The sequence below is a fragment of the Paraliobacillus ryukyuensis genome, assembly GCF_003315295.1.
In the GTDB taxonomy this organism is placed as follows: domain Bacteria; phylum Bacillota; class Bacilli; order Bacillales; family Amphibacillaceae; genus Paraliobacillus; species Paraliobacillus ryukyuensis.
This window is the reverse complement of record NZ_QNRI01000001.1, coordinates 210,164-230,029: the sequence shown is the minus strand read 5'-3', so window position 1 is coordinate 230,029 and position 19,866 is coordinate 210,164. Positions and strand designations below refer to the sequence as shown.

Genomic DNA, 19,866 nt, shown 5'->3' with positions numbered 1-19,866 from the left:
TCCCTCCTATTGCCTACGTCTTGCAAATATTTTGATCGGGGTTCCTTGAAATCCGAAAGCTTCCCTAATTCGATTCTCCAGAAAACGTTCATACGAGAAATGAAGTAATTCAGGATCATTAACAAAGACTACAAAGCTAGGTGGTTTAACTGAAACTTGTGTAGCATAGAGTATTTTCAGTCGTTTTCCTTTCATCGTTGGTGTCGGATTCATCGCTAAAGCATCCATGATTACATCATTTAGCACATTTGTTTCTATACGTTTGGTATGGTTCTCACTCGCTTCTAGCACATGTGGAAGCAGCGTATGCGTTCTTTTTTTCGTTTTAGCAGATAAAAACACAATTGGCGCGTAATCTAAAAACGGGAAGTGAACACGTACTTTATCTTCAAAAGCTTTCATGGCTTTCTCATCGCTTTCAACCGTATCCCATTTATTCACAACAATAACAACCGCTTTACCAGCTTCGTGTGCATAACCAGCTATTTTCTTGTCTTGTTCGATAATGCCTGTTTCTGCGTCAATTAAGGTTAATACTACATCGGAACGTTCGATCGCTTTCAATGCACGTAAAATACTATATTTTTCTGTTGATTCATATATTTTGCCACGTTTCCGCATTCCAGCTGTGTCAATAATGACATAATCACGCCCATTGTTTGTAAAAGGAGTGTCAATAGCATCTCTTGTGGTACCAGCTATTTCACTTACGATAACTCTTTCTTGCTGTAAAAGAGCATTAACAAGTGAAGATTTTCCTACGTTTGGTCTGCCGATCAAACTAAAATGAATCGTATCCTCATCGACTATTTCAGTTTCTTTTATAGGGAAATAGTCAACTACTTGATCCAACAAATCTCCTAAACCTAATCCATGAGTACCTGAAATTGGGAAAGGTTCACCAAATCCAAGTGAATAGAATTCATAGATCTCGTCTCTCATATTCGGATTATCTATTTTGTTCACACCAAGTACCACAGGTTTATTAGATTTAAAAAGTAATTTAGCTACTTCTTCATCAGCAGCTGTAATTCCTTCACGTCCGTTTACCATAAAGATGATAACATCAGCTTCACGAATGGCTACCTCTGCCTGCTCACGCATTTGAACAAGCAATGGTTCATCACCTAACTCAATACCACCTGTATCAATCAGATTAAAAGTTGTCGTTAACCACTCAGCTTGTGCGTATATTCGATCACGAGTAACACCAGGTGTATCCTCTACAATTGAAATACGCTCTCCTACTAAACGGTTGAAAATAGTTGATTTACCAACATTCGGCCTACCTACAATTGCTACAATTGATTTTCTCATGAAAGGTACATCCTTTCTTTGCTTTCTTGTATTTGTCATGGTTATCTTGATTACATCTAAGTATCCTTTCATAATATCGCATGTCTATTAGATGCAACATTAGTAACTCAAATATATATGCACCTTAACTTATACATTTTAGCAAATGAAGTAGACAGAAACAACAACCTATTTTTTTAATGTTTTACAATGATGTACAATTCGTCACTTAACGCATGGCTAATTCCATCAATTATTGCTTCTAAATTTGCTGCAACTTTCGTCATTTCTTCTTTTGATTCACAATAAAAAATAGGTGCTCCCCCGTCTACTTTTTGTGAATTCGTTGTAATCACTGCTAAAATTGCTTTTTCAATATTCATCTGTATCACCTTAATTTTTCTGATTTACTTTAGACTCCGAAGGCATACGTATTGCATTCTCCAGTACTGGGACAGCTCCAATTATTTCTGCGGCTTTTTTCGGATTATGATCTTGAGGTAAAATAAAAACTCCAATACGGCCATCATCTAACTCTCTTTTGATTAAAGGGACCAATGCTGGTGTACCAGAATCACGAAAAACGCCTAGAGATACGGAGATATCATGTAAAATAGCTTGCCTTTGACCAAGATTTGCAATAGTAGACCGGACATCAAAGTTTTTTGGTGTCAAAATAAATCCCATTCCATATTTCCTAATTTCTTCTTGACGTTCAGGTAAACCAATATTCATAATATAGATATTATCTACATATAAGCCAGCGCCTTCGAAATGAATATCAGAGTGAGATATGTCAACGATCTCTTTGAGTGTAGAACCGCTCATTAATTTTCTGTTAATAATAAAAATGACAATTGTAACCGCTAGAGCTGCAATCCAGTTGAACACAAGGTAAGCCAAAGTAGTCAAAAATGCTGTGAAAATAACCAAATAATTTCTACTTTCAAAAGCTACTGCAATTCCTTCAATATACGTATTCCCTCTAGGTACTAATTCATAACCATCTAACTCTGTCAGTGTATTTCTTTCCATATTTCTAACTTCTCGAAACTGGGATGCTGCAATGGTCAAAAAAGTAACTGCAGTAAATTCTTTTTCCATAATAGCTGGTATAGCAACGGAACCTAATGCAGCAGCAATAAAACCTAATGCTAAATGAATCACTTTTCCATGTAAGTAAGTAGGATATTGACGATAATCTGTTCGAAGCATAATCGCTCGTGCGATCGTTCCAACTGTAACACCAAATATTATTGGTAGTGTATATTCATTCATTTGTCCACCTCTTGTTCTGCTGTTCTATCACATGTAGTATATCCTGAAGTTTTCGTTTTATTTCAATGCCCAAGTGATGGCATAAAATGATGGCAGATAGAACTGTTAAAAGCAGTAACAGATCAGGTGCACCTATGATTATGTCCCAATTTATTGAGTACACAGTAGCCATAAAGATAGCTTCACCGATAATAATAGATAAACAAACAATGATTAGTTTATCTATTAATTTTTTTGAGAGAAAAGAAATAATAACTACAAAAACGCCACCATATAATAATGTTTTGGGAAGAAAAAACCATACAGGTGTAACAACTTCAAAACAACGTAATCCTGCATATACATGTGCCACGAACAAACAAATGACAAATAAGCTTATCCGTCTTTTTGAACTTGTTAAAAACAAGCTGCTTGCAATGAACAAAATAAGGACCGCTGTATTGACAGATATTTGTTTCCATGTAATTATATAGTTCCCGAAAATAAGCAAGAGAAATAATAATATAGCCAAACTATTCCTTAGGCTGCTTTTCTTCATAAAAAAAGTTACAAGTGTTAAATAAATCCACCAAACCCAATAAACAATAATTATCCCATTTTCATCACCATTATTAATTATAGGGTAGAAAAAAAATAATTAAACTTAAAAAAGCTGTTTATCATATGATAAACAGCTTTTTCCTACTTATTTGTATTTGTCAAGTTTGTCACCAATCATGTCACCTAATTGAAAACCACCTTGATCATCTCCTTTTTCATAATTTTTTAACTCTTGTTGATCCTTATCTGCTTCGATTTCTTTGATGCTTAATGAGATTCGCTTGTCTGCTTCACTAACATCAAGTACTTTTACATCAACAGTCTGACCTACGTCTAAAACTTCTTGAGGTGTTCCGATGTGTTCAGTAGATATTTGAGAGATATGAACAAGTCCTTCTACCCCTGGGAGCACCTCAACAAACGCACCAAAGTTCACAAGACGTTTCACAGTACCTTCAACAACGCTACCTGCTTGAAGTTTTTCAGAAATGTTTTCCCATGGACCCGGAAGTGTTTCTTTAATTGATAAAGAAATTCGTTCATTTTCTTTATCTACAGAAAGTACTTTCACTTTAACAGTTTCACCTTCTGTTACTACTTCACTAGGTTGATCGACGTGTTCATGAGATAATTGCGAAATATGCACTAAACCATCAATACCACCTAAGTCCACAAATGCACCAAAGTTAGTTAGACGAGCAACAGTTCCTTCTAATGTTTGGCCGGATTCAATTGAATCAAGTATTTTTTGCTTTCTCACAGCATCTTCTGCTTCAACAACAGCGCGATGAGAAAGAATGACACGATTCTTATCTCTATCTAATTCAACAACTTTCAATGTCAATGTTTGATCCATATAATTCGAAAAATCTTCGACATAATAAGTTTCAATTAAGGACGCTGGAATAAACCCGCGCAAGCCGACATCGATCACTAATCCGCCTTTTACTACTTCTTTAACGGTCGCTTCGAAAACAGTACCTTCATTGTACTTTTCTTCTAGATCTTGCCACGCTTTATCCGCATCGATGGCTTTTTTCGATAGAATGATTTCTTCATCTTCTATTTTAATTATCTTTAGAATTAATTCGTCACCTTCATTAACTATATCACTCGCTTTTTCTACATGAAGGCTAGATAGTTCACTAATTGGCACTGTACCATCTACTTTGTAACCAATGTCTACGAAGACTTGCTTATCTTCGACTTTCTCTACTTTTCCTGTTACTGTTTCACCTTCTGTCAATTCTTTGAAATCTGATACTTCTTTATTTAATTCATCCATAAAAGAGGCCTCCTTCAATTTACGACAAAACTGAAAACAACATTTTCCTTTTGTCTAACTTCTAATATTTTTACTTATTTGTCAAGCAATAGACAAATAAGATTACTCATTATTTTTTTTCAACTCTTTAATATTTTCCATAATGGTATCCGTTACTTCACTAGCTTTGGCTTTATTTTGCCTCATCTCTTGAAGATCAATCGGTTTTCCATAAACAATTTTTAATTTTTTTCCTATTTTATATTCACCAATAATTGCACATGGGATAACAGTTGCTTGTGAACGAAGCGCAAAGAATCCAATACCTGAAAGTCCTTTTCCTACCTCGCCAGTTTTACTTCTTGTCCCTTCTGGAAACAACCCTAAAGTTCTACCTTCACTTAAGATATTCAAGGCATTACGAAGTGCATCTCTATCTTTCATACCACGTTTAATTGGAAAAGCATTGAGTTTATGAAATAATTTAGCTGACCATTTCTTACTAAACAATTCTTCTTTTGCCATAAAAGATATATCTCTTGGCGAAGTAATACCCACCATCGGAGGATCAAAATTAGAAATGTGATTAGAACAAATTATTACAGGTCCTTCTTTAGGTATATTTTCTGTACCAATAACTTGCACGCGATAAAGCGGCATTAAAATTATTTTAACCACCCATTTAGCAAATCGATATAAACTCATTTCAGTTCTCCTTCTTTTGTTTAACAATAGTTAAAATCGCTTGTGTGACCTCATTAATAGACATTGCAGTCGTATCAATTGCAATCGCGTCATCAGCTTTAATAAGTGGAGAAACTTCTCTTTCTGAGTCTAACTTATCACGTTTTGCAATTTCAAGTTTTAATTGATCTAAATCAGAATTATATCCTTTTGATCTATTTTCTTGATATCTTCGTTCTGCTCTTTCATCAACAGAAGCCAGTAAAAAAATCTTTACTTCAGCATCAGGTATCACATGTGTTCCGATATCTCGTCCATCCATTACCACACCGCGTTCAGCAGCCAATTCTTGTTGTCGCTTTACCATTTCTTCACGTACCAAAGCATGCTGTGCAACAATAGAAACTTGATTTGTTACTGCTGCTTTTCTGATTTCCTCTGTAACATCGCGTTGATCTACATATACTTTTTGACCAAATTCAGTTTGTTCTAATGTTACACTTGAATTTTTAATTAAATGAAATAATGCTTTTTCATCTGTTAAATCAACTTCTTTTTCTAATGCTTGAAATGTTACAGCACGGTACATTGCACCAGTATCAATGTATATGTAATGTAATTTATTTGCTACTTTTTTTGCAACTGTACTTTTTCCAGCTGCTGCTGGACCATCAATAGCAATTGCTATTTTTTTCTTGTTCATCTTGCTTACTTCCTTTCTTTCAATGCCAGAACCGTCAAATAGTGTGCACTTCATTATAAACAAGGATAACATATTTTATTAAAAATGTTATCCTTCAAATAAAAAATTACAATCTTTGACGACGTTCTCTCAACTGCACTTCAAAACAATAACGAATTATTTGTTGGCGATCTTTTTCTAGAATATCATGAAATTTTAGCGTTAATAAAGGTTTGTGCATATCTTTCTTTTGAAGCATGCGAACCACACTGGCTTTAGCCTTTATGTATTCAGTATTTCCATTATTCATTGGTAAAACAAGTAGAATTTCAACTAACTCCTCCTCGTCATATTGCAGTTGATCGTTAGGTAATACTACAGATAAACCACCACCACTGATATCTTTGGTGATCGAGGTATACGCCTCCTTCTCGTTGGAAAGGTCATGAACAGCTATATCAAGGGTGCTATTTATTCGAACATATTCCCGTCGCTGAATACGATTTAACTTATCTTTGGGATAATGAAGCAATAGCATAGGCATATTTCCTTGTTTCTTCCCTTTAATTTCTGTGAAAAATTGATAAACCGCTTCATCTTTTCCAATAAATGATACCGAAAATTCAGCTCCTTTTGGAAATATATCTGTTCTACCAGTTTTCTCATTAATTGGATAATCAATATAAATGGTTGATTCTTCCTGCTCAACCACTTTACATCGATACTTTGTATGTTCTTCCTCATTTTGAATTGTCTCTAACGTTAACGGTATACCAATCTTAATCAATTGTTGTTCCCCCTTATATATCAACCTGGCAATTACACGAGTGTATATATGTGCATATAGTTCTAAGAATAAATACTCATTATAGTTATACAACATTTTTCAATAAAACGAAAGAATGTTATAAAAAGAAAGTACTTAAAAAGAACTATACCACTATCAGTATAGTTCTTGGGTTATTCGCATACTTAATCATATTTCGTCATATTTCGTCATATTTCGTTTTTAATCCATTTGGAATTTTGCCTCAGCTGATTGCATTTTCTCAACTTGAAGCTCTGCACCACTGTTAGCATCAATGAAAATTCGATAGGTTTCATCATCCATTGTCCCTAAAAACGCATAAGCTAAAGTCTCTTCCATAATATCACTTTCGATTATAGCCAAGTGCTGATCTTGTATTTTTACTGATGGATTGACCTTTTCTTTTGCTTCTTCTAGTGAGAGTTTTGGTGCCTCTATCATACGATCATGATGATTACGGTAAAAATCATTTCCGACAAATCCTAATATTTCTCCGTTATCAAGGGCAACTTTTAATTGTACTTTGTCTGGATATACGCGTACGTCATTATCTTTATACAAAAATTGAAAAACACCAACATGGTCATATTGACTACTTTGAGCTAGCTCCATATCTGCTAAACCATTATCTTTTAAAAATTTTGCCGCTTTTTGCGAAGCCTCATTTAAACTAATCTTCTGTTCTTTTATTTCCCTATTAAGCATGAACGACAAGATATGGCCACCCTGTTTGGATACATCAATATATCCGTGCTCCTCATCCAACTGAAATGCACCACTATAAGTAGGTAAATTCGCTCCTTTTCCACTCTCTGTAACAGTTATTTTAAGGTCTTTTGGTAGTTCAAAAAAATCTCTAAGTTTTTTCTTGACTTCAGATTTTCCTACTTCTTTACCTTTAATAAATTGATACTCGTGATTTTCATTGGAAATACCAGTAGCATTTGTAGATAACATACTTTCGGAGTAACCTTTGGATACTTCTTCTACAGTTTTAAAGCCATCAATAATCGTATTGTCTTGTTGCTCATCATTATTCACTAAAGCTAACTGCACATCCATCCAACGTAAATTTTCTTCTAATACCACATGTTGTACTTTACGAAGTTCATCTTCTATTTCTCCAGCTGATTTATGAAGCTCTTTTAATGTCTCCAATTCTTTATCTGATAAAGGTTCTTCTTCTAAGTTACGAACAGCTGTCCGATAAGTGAAATCACCTATATTTGCTAAGAACTCTTCTGTTTTATTAAATGGAAGTAACGACAATGGTAGTTGCCCAACGTCCGTATGCGCTTCAGAAGTTAACCGCCAAATATCTATCAACTGAGGAGATAATTTTTCTTTTGTATTCATTGCTAAGGTTGTACCAATTTTATCATGTAATAAATCAATTTGATAAGTTAAATCATGAAAAGCTCGTTGATAGTTGTTTTCTGCTTGAACGAGAATTGCATTTTTTTCTTGATGTTCTTGATAACCCCAAAAACCTGTAGCAAAAATAACGACAGATAATACAGTAATAAAGATCCATCTAAACATGAATAATTCGCTCCTTTCTTACATACAAAATACATGCTTTCCTATTCGTTTAATTTGTGGTCTACCCCATATCCAACTGGATGTTGCAGTATTTGGATTAAAATAATAGATAGCATCACCTGTAGGATCCCACCCATTAATTGCATCTACTACAGCTTTTTTCGCTTTTTCATTTGGTGTCAGCCAGATCTGACCATCTGCAACAGCAGTAAATGCTCTCGGTTCAAAGATCACGCCTGAAACCGTGTTAGGAAAGGTTGTACTTTGCACACGATTTAAAATAACAGCGGCAACAGCAACTTGTCCTTCATACGGCTCTCCTCTCGCTTCACCATAAACTGCATTTGCCATTAGCTGAATATCATTTTGTGAATATCCATTAGGAACATTAACTGAAGTTGGTTCAAGTGACATATCTTTTCCTTGTTGCTTTTGTTGTTGTGATTCTTTATTTTGTTGTTGTTGTGGTTCTTGATTTTGTGCTTGTTTCTTTTCTTGTTGCGACTCTTGATTTTGTGCTTGTTTCTTTTCTTCTGTATTTTGCCCATTATTTGGTTTAGGTTGTTGAGATGGTGCCTGCTTTTTCTTTTTAACCTGATACTCTTTAGGTGTGCCACCATAATAAGTGAAGTCATGACCAGACTCGATATTTTTCTTGATAAACGCTCTATCATATTTACTTGCTTTAACAAGTTTATCTTTAGCTGTTTGACCAGCCAACCCGTCAATTTCCATGCCAAACTCGTATTGAAAATTTCGTAATGCCCAATACGTACTCCAACCAAATACACCATCAATTTTTTTGTTATAAAAACCTAAATATTGCAATCTCGCTTGTAATTCAATTACATCCTCACCTGTTGCTCCATGTTGAATCACTTGTGAACTAAACGCATGAACTTTTGTTACTGGTTGGAATGATAATCCTGTCAATAACAACATCGTACTTAGCAAACATATATTGATACGAGTAAACATCATAAACCTCCTACAATCTTCATAATCTATCCTTTGCTATTTAATAGTATTTTTTGGCTTATAAAGTTTTTTATACGTGATAGAAATTGGAAATATATAATTTTATAAATTAAAAAAGTGCGTCTTCTTAATGTAGAATACGCACGAACTATTTAACTTCTTTGACAGGAACATGACATTGCTCCATACTCTGATTTGCCTGTTTCACTTTTTTTATTGCATTTAACCAGAGGATAACCATAAAAGGTATTAAAATGAAGATCCAATTTCGCTCGGATGTTTGTAATATATAATCATACGTCCCGTGTAATAGAAAAGGTAAGACTAATCCAATAGACATTGTTCGTTTTGGTTGTGTTGTTTTAAACTTTGCCTTTCCTAAATAATAGCCCATAATGACACCAAATAAAGCATGAGAAGAAACTGGAAACACAGCACGAGAAAATGCATATTCAATACCATGTGCAAACAAATACAAGATATTTTCAACTGTCGCAAATCCGAGACTGATAGCAACTCCATAAATAATACCATCATAAGGAGTATCGAAATCCGCAAATTTGTAAACGGTAAAAATGAAAATAAACCATTTAAAGAATTCTTCCATTAAACCTGTGAGCAAAAAAGAAGAAATGAGTGGATCTTGAGCTACATTTTCAGCGACAAAAGCATATTGCACAAACATAATTGGAAAAACCAATAAGGCACCATTGATAAATGATCGCACTATTGGTAATAAAGGTTCTGAATTGAATCGATCTTTTAAATAAAAAAAAGTCATCAATGCTAGGGCTGGCGCAATTCCAGCAGATAAGAGTGCGATCATATCGTTGACTCCTCTTTCATAAAAATTAATTTCATCGTATCATGAAGTAGAAAAAAAGAAAATATTTAAAGTAGGTGTATGTAATGAAAAAAATATTACTGATTCATACAGGTGGTACAATAGCTATGAGTGAAGATCACCAAACTGGAGCTGTTACGACAACACAAGATCACCCGCTTCTACAAGATCAGGCTATTCTTAATCAATTTGCATTTGTAGAAGAAAAGGTGATTTTTCATTTACCTTCTCCTCATATTACACCTGCTCATATGCTTGATTTAGGAAAGTACATTCAATCTCGCATGGATGAATTTGATGGTTTTGTCATCACACACGGAACAGATACGTTGGAAGAGACAGCATATTTTTTAGATTTATATGTACAAACGAAAAAACCAGTCGTTGTTACCGGCGCCATGCGCTCAAGTAATGAAATAGGTTCAGATGGGCTTTATAATTTAATTTGTGCGGTACGTGTGGCTACCACAGAGGAAGCATCAGAAAAAGGGGTACTAGTAGTGATGAATGATGAAATCCATACTGCGACCTACGTAACCAAAACAGCTGCTAATAATGTAGCGACGTTTCAAAGTCCTCAATTTGGACCAATAGGAATGGTTACAAAACAAGAAGTTTATTTCTACCATAAATGGATCTCGTATGAGAAATTTCAAATCGAAAAGGTTACAAAACAAGTTCCTTTATTGAAAGCATATGCAGGGATGGATGAATCATTTCTTAACGCAATACTTTCAATGGATTTAGATGGTTTAGTGATTGAAGCATTCGGTCAAGGTAATTTACCACCTGTATTAATCAATAATATAAATGATTTAATTAATAAAAATATTCCGGTAGTTATTGTTTCAAGGAGTTTTAAAGGAGTAGTACAACCGACCTACGGCTATAAAGGTGGAGGAAAACAGTTACACGATATGGGAGTCATTTTTGCTAAAAGACTTTCTGGTCCAAAAGCACGTATCAAATTATTAATGATACTAGATGCAATTAATAAGCAAAACCTCCGCAATAGTTTTGAACATTAGTTATCATTTTCAGTATATTGTATAGGTAAAAGAAAAGGATAAGACAAAATGCTACATTAGTTTTGTCCTATCCTTCGTTTTTATCGGTTTGTAACTTTTTGATAAATATCTTTTGCAATTTTAGGCCCATGCTCTCGTCCATTTTCAATGAAAATTTCGTTATTATTATAACCTGCTGCGATAACACCAGCAATGTAAATACCTTCAACATTCGTTTCTAATGTCATGGAATTAAAAACTGGGCGACCAGTTTCTTTTTCTATTTCCACACCAATTTCTTGCAAAAATCGATGGTCAGGTTGATAACCAGTCATAGCAAATACAAATGCGGTATCTACAGTTTTCTTCGTATCACCTACTTGATAAATAACTTGATCGGTTGTAATTTCTTTGATCGTTGCGTTAAATTCCATCTCAATTTCTTGTTTATTTATTAAAGCAGTAAACTCAGGCAATATCCAAGGTTTAACACTTTTTGAATAGGTTTCACCTCTATACAGGACCGTTATATCTGCATTTGCTTTATGTAACTCTAGGGCTGCATCCACAGCAGAGTTTTTCCCACCTATAATAACCACCTTTTCACGATAAAAAGGATGAGCTTCTTTAAAGTAATGAAAAACGTGTGGAAGCTCTTCTCCTTTCACTTCCAATTGGCGAGGTTGATCATAATAACCAGTAGCTATGATAACAAAAGCTGCTTGATAAACGCGAGAAAGCCCTTTAATAGTTTTTGTGTACACCATAAAATGATCTTTCTCTTTCTTTATATCAACTACTTGCTCAAAACTATTGACTCTTAATGACCTGCGTTTTGCAACCTCACGATAATATGCAAGAGCCTCACTACGAATAGGCTTTTTTCGCTCGGTCACAAACGGAATATCACCAATCTCTAAGCGATTGCTGGAACTAAAGAAGGTTTGATGGGTTGGGTAATGATAAATCGAATTAGTAATATTTTCTTTTTCAATTATTAATGGATTTATTCCTTGGTCTTGCAAAGCTAAAGCAGCAGACATCCCGCAAGGACCAGCACCAACAATAATTACTTGTTCCTTTTGCATGATTATCCCCCTAGTGATAAATCGTCCTATCTTTAATTTTCAAAAAAACTAGTTACTTGATTCACCGCATTCTCTTCCATGATTATTTTACCATACTCAAATAACCGATATGATGTAACAATAGAGGGTGAAGCAAATTCTGACAAGATTGCAATGATGTCTTCACGATTAACATTCTCTACATCTTTTTCAGTAAATCGCATGTAATAATGATTATTATAATAAATGACTGCACCACCGCTTACACCAGCTGGGTGAAGTGACTTGGATAATTGAATAATGGACTCAAATGAATCAAATAAAAATATGAGTTCATTACTCTCATCTAAAGTTACCTTCATTTCAATATATTCATCGTCATCATATTCAGCAACTGCCTCATTTTGCGTAACAATGATGAGCATACCTTGAGCTTGGAGGACATGAACTTGAACTAATAACACACCTTCTAATTCAAAGTCTAATTCATCGCTTGCTTCATACATCACGTCATGAAATAATGCTTGCATCCTAGGAAGATCACGCCATAATTGTTCCTTTGTTAATCCTCTTTCGACTAAATCATCAAAGGTAAGAAAAATTTTAAATTGGTTAAACGAAAGTCGCTCCAAACGCATGGTTATGTCCCCCTTATCATGTACTATTATATGATGTAACAGAACAACATATAGCAAATCCTCATTCGTTGTTATACTACCATCATTTGATGAAGAAAAAGGGTACTCTCTTATCAAAGTACCCTTTAATGATTATATATTATACAATACTATATTTTAAATTCCAAAGAAGTGTTAATCTATTTTAACACTTTTTTTCTTACATCCTTAATGGAATCTATGGTAATTCTAATAAAATAACAAATAATAGGAATGACATTACCATGCTTTACACATTTTTTACATCAAGCACACGGAATCCTGCTTTTTCAAGTCGGTGCTTTAATTTTTCTATTTTCACATCTTGATCCACTTTTAAAACTATTCGTCTTGCTAATTTATCTGTCTCATCAAAAGTAATAACCGAAATAATATTCGCATGTAAACTTTGTAATATTTCTGTTAGTCGCGCAAATCTTCCTGCTGATTCTTCAGATGTAAACGCGATTCTTATCCCTGATCTTTTCATACCAAATACACTTTCAAATTGTTCTATTACATCGTAACGCGTGACAATGCCTAAGAATTTTTTCTCTTCACCCACTACAGCAAGAATAGGATAATCTTTAAAAGTAGTTAACGTTTCTTCAAAAACATCATTTTTATTAATATATAAGTTTTCATGTGTCATTACTTCCTTCACCTTTACTTGATTTAAAAAGGTTTCCTGATCTTGTTTAGCGTGGAAGTTAGCTTTATAGATCGTTTGTACAGATATCATACCTAGGAACTTTTGATTTTCATCGACAACAGGCATAGCTTGGATATCTTTTTTATCAAGTTTTTCTAATACTTCCTTTACAGGTTGGTCTGGTGATGCAACAGAACATTTATAACTCGGTTTCATTGTGCTACGAACAAACACGAAAAACACCCCCACGTGAATTATTTACAACCATTAACAGTTCTATATTCCCATTACACAAAGATATCAAACTGATAAGGTTATTTCCATTATACACATAAGACTAGCTGCTATGCCATAAAATCAAGTGATGCATGAAAAGAAAGGAGGAACAAAATTGGATAATACAAACACAAAATATTACTACCCGTATATCAGTCCATTTGACCCTTGTAAGCCTATAGTTATAAAGAGCTATTCGACTCCCCCACATTTATATATGGGATTCCAACCACCAAATTTACCACAATTTAGCACAGCTAGAGAAGCGCTCTTTCGAGGAACACTGTGGCCGGCTTTATATGATACCTATCCACCTGAGAAAGCGAGGGAAGAATAATGAGTACACCAAAACAAGTGCCGCAAGCCTATTATGACTTATTAGAACAGATTCAGGCAATTGACTTTGTATTAGTTGAACTAAATTTATACCTTGATACACACCCCAATGACGCAGAATCCATTCAGCAATTTAACCAATGCTCCTATGAAAGTAGAAAATTAAAAAAACAATTTGAAAAGCAATTTGGTCCACTAATGCATTTTGGTTACAGCTATTCAAATTATCCATGGGATTGGATTGATGTTCCATGGCCATGGCAAGTATAAAGGGGGCAAATACTATTGTGGTATTATGAGAAGAAATTACAATACCCTGTTAAGGTTCGCGAATGTAATCCACGCCTTGCAAAGTATTTAATTGAACAATATGGCGGTGCAGACGGTGAATTATCAGCTGCTTTACGTTATTTGAATCAACGTTATACGATACCTAATAAAGTGGTTGGTCTGTTAAATGATATTGGTACAGAAGAATTCGCTCATTTGGAAATGATTGCCACTATGGTTTATAAATTAACAAAAGACGCCACACCAGAGCAAATGAAAGCAGCTGGGTTGGCTGCGGATTACGCGAACCATGATAATGCATTATTTTATCATAATGCAGCAGGCAGCCCATGGACGGCTACTTATATTCAAGCTAAAGGTGATCCAATTGCTGATATTTATGAAGACATTGCTGCCGAAGAGAAAGCTAGAGCAACTTACCAATGGATTATAAACTTGTCCGATGACCCAGAGTTAAATGATAGCTTGAAATTTTTACGTGAACGAGAAATTGTTCATTCCCAACGTTTTAGAGAAGCGGCACAAATTCTAATGGATGAAAGAGATACAAAACAATATTTCTAGTAGGCTAAAACTAACCATCAGTGAATGGGTAATGCACCGGCACTGATGGAATTTTTATTTTGACTCTTCTAGTTGCGGTAGAAATAGTTCTTCACCCGGTTTAATCGTTTCATCCTCAAGTTGGTTTATTTTTTTTAATACGTTTATCACATCTGGGTTTTTATAATACGTATTAACAATAGATTCTAACGTATCACCTTCCGAAACTCGATAATACCTTCCTGTTAACTCGATTGTCTCATCGGAGTTAGGATCTAATTCAAATTCAACTGTTCGTTCTTCTGTGAGTTTCTGATTCGAAGATACTACTTGAACAGATTGACCGCCAACTTCTTTTAAACCATCTTGTTGTGTTGACTCTAGAAATTCTTTTCCCCAATATGGATAAGTAACCACTAAAATAATTACTAAGACGAATAAAAAAATTAAAAATCTTAGAAACAACTGATTAAATTTCCATCTTGTCTTTTTCTTTTTATTTTGATGTACTTCACTTCTCGGCGGAAGATCTAACACATTAATATCCGCTTGATTAAATGCTTGCTCGTGCGCATCTTGTTCACTTTCTTCCATGTGCCTACGTAAGTTTTCCGCTTGATCCTTATGTTGAGTCATGATTGCTCTCCTTCAATAAAATAGTTGATATTTTAATTATCTCGTTACTAACAATCACTATGCATTATTTGTTGGTCGAATAAATGTGCTAAAGATGTTCGCCAATCTTCTGTGTTCGTTTTCTCTATATCTACCACAGGTGACCATTGTTCAAATTGAAAATCGCAGGAATCACAACAATAGAAAGTAGGTTCTTTTATTGTTGATTGAAAAGGTTGAAACAACGTTCGCCTTCTACAACCTTGTTGATGAATCCAATTAACCATTTGGTTTAATTTTGCTAACTTTTCTTGATATCGATTGTGAATCAATTGTTCGATTGCTGGCACCAAAACATTCTTTTTTTCATATATCGACATAATATGATTATCTTTTAGTATTTCATATTTCTCAAATTGAAATTTAATAAACCTCCACTGTATTTCATTTAAATCAAAAGCGACCATAATCTCTTGTTCATTGATAGCGGTTTGTTTTGCTTGAAATTTATTATCAAAAAAATGATATAACGATTTTACTTGCTCTACCGTAGGCAATTCTGAATCAATGAGCCTTTTAGGAAGCATCTCATCGTAAGGCGCATATAAAACAACAGAAACACTTGATAGTCCATCTCTACCAGCTCGTCCAACTTCTTGAATAAACGACTCAATTTGCGTTGGGATATGATAATGAATAATCAAACGAACGTTTGTTTTGTTAATCCCCATACCAAAGGCACTGGTACAACAAACGATATCTAATTGACCTGCCATAAATTGTTGCTGAATTAACACACGATCCATGCTATCCATCCCCCCATGATAGAAAGCAACACGTAAATTTGGTAATTGATAATGCAGGTGGCTCGCAATGGCTTCCGCTTCTTTCTTGCTTGAAAAATAAATCATTGTTGGAACCGGGAATTTCTGTAATGTATCTGATATAAAAACAAGCTTTTCTTTCGTGTTATTACAATATTGCACTGAGAACGTAATATTTTCTCGATCCATTGCATAAATATGTTTATTCATATTCATTCGTTCTAACTGATTCATAATATCGTCTTGTACTTCAGGAGTAGCAGTAGCCGTTAACGCTAATACTGGCGGAGCATTAAGAAAAGCAATTACTTCTTTCAATTTTAAATAATCCGGCCTAAATTCATGCCCCCATTGTGAAATACAATGCGCTTCATCAATCACAAATAAAGAAATCTTCATGTGGTTTAATTGCGTTAATAATCGTTTATTTTGAATCATTTCAGGTGACAAGTAGATAAGTTTATAACTTGATAACTCATGAAAGATTTGAGATCTTTCCATTTCCTGGACAAAACTATTGATAGCAACAACATCTTTAAATCCTGTTGCTTTCAATTGTTTAACCTGATCTTCCATCAACGAAAGTAAGGGAGAAATAACAATGACTGTCCCTTCTGCTAACATGGCAGGGATTTGATAACAAATTGATTTCCCAGACCCTGTCGGTAATACACCTAATACATCGTTTCCAATCATCACATCATCAATAATTTCTTTTTGACCTTCACGAAAAGATGTATGTCCAAAAAATTTCTGTAAAATGGTTTCTAGTTGACTCATGGTATCATGCTCCTATTATTATCAGTTACACTGGCAAACACTAAGCGAATTTCAAAATAACTATATTGATTATGCAATAGTGACTTAATATCTTTTAATTTTGTTGTTTTTGATTGTTTTATACCATGCAGGATTTCGGTATAAGCTTGATGATGAAGAAATGATTCCACAGAAAACGATGGATCTATATACGCAATCTCTATCACATGGTCTTCGATGGTACTTCGTTTTAGTTTACGAATTTGGGCGATTTGATCAATCGAAAATCCTTTCTCTAACCACTGTTTCGTTTTTTGGGCTGACTGTGTGACAACATCTGCCACATGCTGTTCTGATGGAGGGATAAGCATGGATAGATAAGGAAAATCGTTTGATTTAACTTTTACTTTTGTTACAAAACGATGAATCACACAAGTCAATAGTAACGAAACGTCATAAACAGATAAATGAGAACTCTGAGCTAATTGATAAAGAGATAAACCTATTTTTTGATAGCCACTTAAACGATGTACGAATAATGTTGCGTAGTCAGTGGGTAATGACTCAAGCAATGTTAGTAATTCTTTATATAAATGATCCACCGACTCTCTTACATCAGTTCTTGAATGGTAATAGTGTTGTTTAAACCAATATTGCACCGTATGATCATCTGTTATTGGAATAAAATTGTTATTTCCTTGTACAAGGTTGGTATATGTTTGAATGGTAAGTTGTAATCTCAGCCAAAACAATTCACTTATTGACGCTAACTGCATACCATTTAACCATTCTACAGGAAACGTTTTTTGATGTGATTGCAAGTATATATATCCATCTTCTGTAAGAGAAGCATAATTTTTATGATTGCTTACAATCCACCCACTTTCCTGTAGTTTTTCTACTATTTTTTCAAAATCACTTCGTTTCAGGTTTTTTAATATCCCAAAATACGAAGAAAGCTCATATAGTTTTGCATCTTGGATCGTCTGACTTGAGCGCTTCCCTCTTAATAAGTGGTAAACAGAAGCTGTGGTTCTTTCATGATTTATTTTTGCAATGCAGTATAATATAACATAATTAACCAGGTGAATCACCTTCTACTATCTTCTTTTTATTGCTACAGTTAGATTTTTTCGTAAGAGTAATTTTTTTGACACACAATACAATACTGTTAGTTTTAAATGCTTCTAGTATGTTAATACCATATCACGAACATATCTATAAGTGAATATTGCATATTATTGTTTTCAGTTGTAAAATTAAATAATATGAATATTTTAACTGAAAGGAGCATCATTTTTGGCGCGATATACGATTGTGGATCAAGAAACTTGTATTGCATGTGGCGCATGTGGTGCAGCTGCTCCTGATATATATGATTATGATGATGAAGGAATCGCCTATGTATTATTAGATGATAACAAAGGCATGATTGAAATACCAGATGTGTTAGAAGATGATATGCTTGATGCTTATGAAGGCTGTCCTTCAGATTCTATCAAAATAGCAGAGCAAAGTTTTGATGGCGATCCAATGAAATTTGAATAGATAATCTTTCATTTGTAATTCATTATATAAGCAAATTTGCGTGAAAGTTATAGAATCATGATAATGCAATAAGTGCTTGAAACAATAGTTCAACATACTAAAAAAAGCAATCATCTCGATTGCTTTTTTTGAATATCATCAAATTAATGAAGCGTGATTGCGTTAACTCCATCAGGTACTAAAATTTTTGCTTTCATTTTGTAATTGCCAACTTTGTCCCCTTTATATGGTAAGTCGATAACTACAGTGTCATAATTAAAAGCTTTTGCAGTCATTAAAATTGATTCTATCATTTGGGAGGTTTGTTTATTATCACCTAATGAATTACCTTTTGAAAAAGTTATATTAAGATTATTTTCTGTTTTTGTTAATTGAAATTCTGCATCTTTTGGAATTGGCGCGATAATATTTGCTGTAGGTTCTTCTTCTTGCATAGCTTTTAAGGCTTGTTCTATACTTTCAGATGTTTGTGTCGGCACCAACATCGGTTGTTTCTTCTCATATTGATAAATCTTATATGTTTGTTGCTCTAATGCTAATAAATCTAATTTCGTAATTTCCCCGTAACTTCCTAATTTTACTGGGTTACCATTTTGAGTTTGAACAATTACCTCGTCAATTTCATATGATTGAAACATTAAACTAAGCATTCTCCTAAATAAATGTGCTATACTACTTCCCTCAGGAAAAGAATAATTCTCTGGAACCGTCATTGTAGCTTCCGTTCTCTCATGATTAATCTCAAATACAATATCATCAAAAGGAAACGTTTCGATACCATAGGAGACCTGTCTTTCTACCGGCAAAAAACTATTTATTCGATTATAATAATCATTCGGATTATCGGTTGATGATGGATCTACAAGTGTAATCGGAATAGCATAACTGGCTGATTTATCACTAGCAACAATTGTAAATAAATGCTCTTGGTCTGTTTGTTTATAATGAATCATACTTTGATCTGTCGGGTTAAAGTTGGGGATCACTACTTCCTCACTTTCTACATCATTCAATGTAACATTGTCTTCTCCCGAGAAAGAAGATTCTTCGCTAACTGTTTGTTTTTCTGCGCTACTATCCATACGAACAGACATGTCAGATTCGTTTGATTGTTCTGTTATTTGCAAAGGCTGCTCTATAGTATGTTGAACAATTAAAAATAACAATACTAAAGCAATTAAACCAGTAAGCGAAGGTAGCATCCATCTTCTCCAGCGATGTTTGGGTGCCTTATCCATTTGTTGTTCAACTTTACGGAAGAATACTTCTTTTGATTGCTTATCTTGGATAAGCGGCATCTCTGTTAGTTTCTTTTCAATGTCCGTTTCTCGCCATCTCTCATTGTTCCTTTGCACACCTATTAACCTCCTTTAACA

At 34.2% G+C, this 19,866-nt stretch carries 23 protein-coding genes; 5 read left to right on the top strand and 18 right to left on the bottom strand.

The window, feature by feature from the left end:
- Positions 1-6: 6 nt before the first annotated feature.
- From der to prsW, 11 genes are all read right to left on the bottom strand, one after another.
- The gene (der, locus tag DES48_RS01300) at positions 7-1,317 is read right to left on the bottom strand and encodes a ribosome biogenesis GTPase Der (RefSeq protein ID WP_113866200.1); all 1,311 of its coding nucleotides are present in this window, start codon (positions 1,315-1,317) and stop codon (positions 7-9) included.
- Between the two features lie 176 nt (positions 1,318-1,493).
- Entirely contained in the window at positions 1,494-1,679 is a 186-nt protein-coding gene (locus tag DES48_RS01295; RefSeq protein WP_079709709.1) for a capping complex subunit for YIEGIA, read from the bottom strand.
- 10 nt (positions 1,680-1,689) lie between these two features.
- Positions 1,690-2,574 (bottom strand): YIEGIA family protein, encoded by an 885-nt coding sequence (locus DES48_RS01290; RefSeq protein ID WP_113866198.1) that lies wholly within the window; start codon positions 2,572-2,574, stop codon positions 1,690-1,692.
- The gene (locus tag DES48_RS16545) at positions 2,567-3,112 is read right to left on the bottom strand and encodes a YphA family membrane protein (RefSeq protein ID WP_425451842.1); all 546 of its coding nucleotides are present in this window, start codon (positions 3,110-3,112) and stop codon (positions 2,567-2,569) included. The genes DES48_RS01290 and DES48_RS16545 overlap by 8 nt, the downstream gene beginning before the upstream one ends.
- A 147-nt stretch (positions 3,113-3,259) precedes the next feature.
- On the bottom strand, positions 3,260-4,399 hold the full coding sequence (gene rpsA, locus DES48_RS01280; protein WP_113866194.1) for a 30S ribosomal protein S1: 1,140 nt from the start codon (positions 4,397-4,399) through the stop codon (positions 3,260-3,262).
- Between the two features lie 102 nt (positions 4,400-4,501).
- On the bottom strand, positions 4,502-5,083 hold the full coding sequence (locus DES48_RS01275; protein ID WP_079709713.1) for a lysophospholipid acyltransferase family protein: 582 nt from the start codon (positions 5,081-5,083) through the stop codon (positions 4,502-4,504).
- A gap of 1 nt (position 5,084) precedes the next feature.
- Complete coding sequence (cmk, locus tag DES48_RS01270; RefSeq protein ID WP_079709714.1) at positions 5,085-5,765, bottom strand: (d)CMP kinase; 681 nt, start codon at positions 5,763-5,765, stop codon at positions 5,085-5,087.
- Positions 5,766-5,871: 106 nt separating this feature from the next.
- Positions 5,872-6,531, bottom strand: a complete 660-nt coding sequence (locus DES48_RS01265) for a flagellar brake protein (RefSeq protein WP_170126141.1) — start codon at positions 6,529-6,531, stop codon at positions 5,872-5,874.
- Between the two features lie 222 nt (positions 6,532-6,753).
- A complete protein-coding gene (ypeB, locus tag DES48_RS01260; RefSeq protein ID WP_113866192.1) occupies positions 6,754-8,094 on the bottom strand; it encodes a germination protein YpeB in 1,341 nt (446 codons plus the stop codon).
- 18 nt (positions 8,095-8,112) lie between these two features.
- Positions 8,113-9,036: a spore cortex-lytic enzyme gene (sleB, locus tag DES48_RS01255; RefSeq protein ID WP_245911271.1), complete on the bottom strand. Its 924-nt coding sequence runs from the start codon at positions 9,034-9,036 to the stop codon at positions 8,113-8,115.
- 184 nt (positions 9,037-9,220) lie between these two features.
- The gene (gene prsW, locus DES48_RS01250; protein ID WP_113866188.1) at positions 9,221-9,898 is read right to left on the bottom strand and encodes a glutamic-type intramembrane protease PrsW; all 678 of its coding nucleotides are present in this window, start codon (positions 9,896-9,898) and stop codon (positions 9,221-9,223) included.
- Positions 9,899-9,981: 83 nt separating this feature from the next.
- Here prsW and DES48_RS01245 point away from each other — a divergent pair, with 83 nt between their 5' ends.
- Positions 9,982-10,944: an asparaginase gene (locus tag DES48_RS01245; protein WP_113866186.1), complete on the top strand. Its 963-nt coding sequence runs from the start codon at positions 9,982-9,984 to the stop codon at positions 10,942-10,944.
- A gap of 80 nt (positions 10,945-11,024) precedes the next feature.
- Here the strand turns inward: DES48_RS01245 and DES48_RS01240 are convergent, their stop codons facing one another.
- The 3 genes from DES48_RS01240 to DES48_RS01230 form a co-directional block, all read right to left on the bottom strand.
- Entirely contained in the window at positions 11,025-12,011 is a 987-nt protein-coding gene (locus DES48_RS01240; protein WP_113866184.1) for a YpdA family putative bacillithiol disulfide reductase, read from the bottom strand.
- A gap of 32 nt (positions 12,012-12,043) precedes the next feature.
- Positions 12,044-12,628 (bottom strand): genetic competence negative regulator, encoded by a 585-nt coding sequence (locus DES48_RS01235; protein WP_113866182.1) that lies wholly within the window; start codon positions 12,626-12,628, stop codon positions 12,044-12,046.
- Between the two features lie 268 nt (positions 12,629-12,896).
- Positions 12,897-13,532: a CBS domain-containing protein gene (locus DES48_RS01230; RefSeq protein WP_113866180.1), complete on the bottom strand. Its 636-nt coding sequence runs from the start codon at positions 13,530-13,532 to the stop codon at positions 12,897-12,899.
- 157 nt (positions 13,533-13,689) lie between these two features.
- Here DES48_RS01230 and DES48_RS01225 point away from each other — a divergent pair, with 157 nt between their 5' ends.
- Genes DES48_RS01225 through DES48_RS01215 form a run of 3 tightly spaced genes read left to right on the top strand, consistent with a single transcriptional unit; the run spans position 13,690 to position 14,765 of the window.
- Positions 13,690-13,911, top strand: coding sequence for a spore coat associated protein CotJA (locus tag DES48_RS01225; RefSeq protein WP_245911252.1), 222 nt, complete (start codon positions 13,690-13,692; stop codon positions 13,909-13,911).
- Positions 13,911-14,180, top strand: a complete 270-nt coding sequence (locus DES48_RS01220) for a spore coat protein CotJB (protein ID WP_079709884.1) — start codon at positions 13,911-13,913, stop codon at positions 14,178-14,180. The genes DES48_RS01225 and DES48_RS01220 overlap by 1 nt, the downstream gene beginning before the upstream one ends.
- Positions 14,181-14,195: 15 nt before the next feature.
- Complete coding sequence (locus DES48_RS01215) at positions 14,196-14,765, top strand: manganese catalase family protein (protein WP_113866176.1); 570 nt, start codon at positions 14,196-14,198, stop codon at positions 14,763-14,765.
- Positions 14,766-14,819: 54 nt separating this feature from the next.
- On the opposite strand, the gene DES48_RS01210 is transcribed toward DES48_RS01215, so the two are convergent.
- Genes DES48_RS01210 through DES48_RS01200 form a run of 3 tightly spaced genes read right to left on the bottom strand, consistent with a single transcriptional unit; the run spans position 14,820 to position 18,036 of the window.
- Positions 14,820-15,380 (bottom strand): LysM peptidoglycan-binding domain-containing protein, encoded by a 561-nt coding sequence (locus tag DES48_RS01210; protein WP_079709899.1) that lies wholly within the window; start codon positions 15,378-15,380, stop codon positions 14,820-14,822.
- 47 nt (positions 15,381-15,427) lie between these two features.
- The gene (locus DES48_RS01205) at positions 15,428-16,963 is read right to left on the bottom strand and encodes a RecQ family ATP-dependent DNA helicase (RefSeq protein WP_113866174.1); all 1,536 of its coding nucleotides are present in this window, start codon (positions 16,961-16,963) and stop codon (positions 15,428-15,430) included.
- Positions 16,960-18,036 (bottom strand): YpbB family protein, encoded by a 1,077-nt coding sequence (locus tag DES48_RS01200; RefSeq protein ID WP_113866172.1) that lies wholly within the window; start codon positions 18,034-18,036, stop codon positions 16,960-16,962. Before DES48_RS01200 ends, DES48_RS01205 begins: the two co-directional genes overlap by 4 nt.
- A 205-nt stretch (positions 18,037-18,241) precedes the next feature.
- Between DES48_RS01200 and DES48_RS01195 the strand changes: the two genes are divergently transcribed.
- Positions 18,242-18,490 (top strand): ferredoxin, encoded by a 249-nt coding sequence (locus DES48_RS01195; protein ID WP_079709902.1) that lies wholly within the window; start codon positions 18,242-18,244, stop codon positions 18,488-18,490.
- 143 nt (positions 18,491-18,633) lie between these two features.
- On the opposite strand, the gene DES48_RS01190 is transcribed toward DES48_RS01195, so the two are convergent.
- A complete protein-coding gene (locus DES48_RS01190) occupies positions 18,634-19,845 on the bottom strand; it encodes a GerMN domain-containing protein (RefSeq protein WP_113866170.1) in 1,212 nt (403 codons plus the stop codon).
- Between the last annotated feature and the right edge of the window lie 21 nt (positions 19,846-19,866).

What these genes read in the sequence shown, in the direction of transcription:
- DES48_RS01240 (WP_113866184.1), bottom strand. Translation starts at nt 12,011, where the DNA reads ATGCAAAAGGAACAAGTAATTATTGTTGGTGCTGGTCCTTGCGGGATG.
- DES48_RS01245 (WP_113866186.1), top strand. Translation starts at nt 9,982, where the DNA reads ATGAAAAAAATATTACTGATTCATACAGGTGGTACAATAGCTATGAGT.
- DES48_RS01295 (WP_079709709.1), bottom strand. Translation starts at nt 1,679, where the DNA reads ATGAATATTGAAAAAGCAATTTTAGCAGTGATTACAACGAATTCACAA.
- rpsA (WP_113866194.1), bottom strand. Translation starts at nt 4,399, where the DNA reads ATGGATGAATTAAATAAAGAAGTATCAGATTTCAAAGAATTGACAGAA.
- DES48_RS01220 (WP_079709884.1), top strand. Translation starts at nt 13,911, where the DNA reads ATGAGTACACCAAAACAAGTGCCGCAAGCCTATTATGACTTATTAGAA.
- DES48_RS01290 (WP_113866198.1), bottom strand. Translation starts at nt 2,574, where the DNA reads ATGAATGAATATACACTACCAATAATATTTGGTGTTACAGTTGGAACG.
- DES48_RS01275 (WP_079709713.1), bottom strand. Translation starts at nt 5,083, where the DNA reads ATGAGTTTATATCGATTTGCTAAATGGGTGGTTAAAATAATTTTAATG.
- cmk (WP_079709714.1), bottom strand. Translation starts at nt 5,765, where the DNA reads ATGAACAAGAAAAAAATAGCAATTGCTATTGATGGTCCAGCAGCAGCT.
- ypeB (WP_113866192.1), bottom strand. Translation starts at nt 8,094, where the DNA reads ATGTTTAGATGGATCTTTATTACTGTATTATCTGTCGTTATTTTTGCT.
- sleB (WP_245911271.1), bottom strand. Translation starts at nt 9,036, where the DNA reads ATGTTGTTATTGACAGGATTATCATTCCAACCAGTAACAAAAGTTCAT.
- DES48_RS01205 (WP_113866174.1), bottom strand. Translation starts at nt 16,963, where the DNA reads ATGAGTCAACTAGAAACCATTTTACAGAAATTTTTTGGACATACATCT.
- DES48_RS01235 (WP_113866182.1), bottom strand. Translation starts at nt 12,628, where the DNA reads ATGCGTTTGGAGCGACTTTCGTTTAACCAATTTAAAATTTTTCTTACC.
- DES48_RS01210 (WP_079709899.1), bottom strand. Translation starts at nt 15,380, where the DNA reads ATGACTCAACATAAGGATCAAGCGGAAAACTTACGTAGGCACATGGAA.
- prsW (WP_113866188.1), bottom strand. Translation starts at nt 9,898, where the DNA reads ATGATCGCACTCTTATCTGCTGGAATTGCGCCAGCCCTAGCATTGATG.
- der (WP_113866200.1), bottom strand. Translation starts at nt 1,317, where the DNA reads ATGAGAAAATCAATTGTAGCAATTGTAGGTAGGCCGAATGTTGGTAAA.
- DES48_RS16545 (WP_425451842.1), bottom strand. Translation starts at nt 3,112, where the DNA reads ATGAAGAAAAGCAGCCTAAGGAATAGTTTGGCTATATTATTATTTCTC.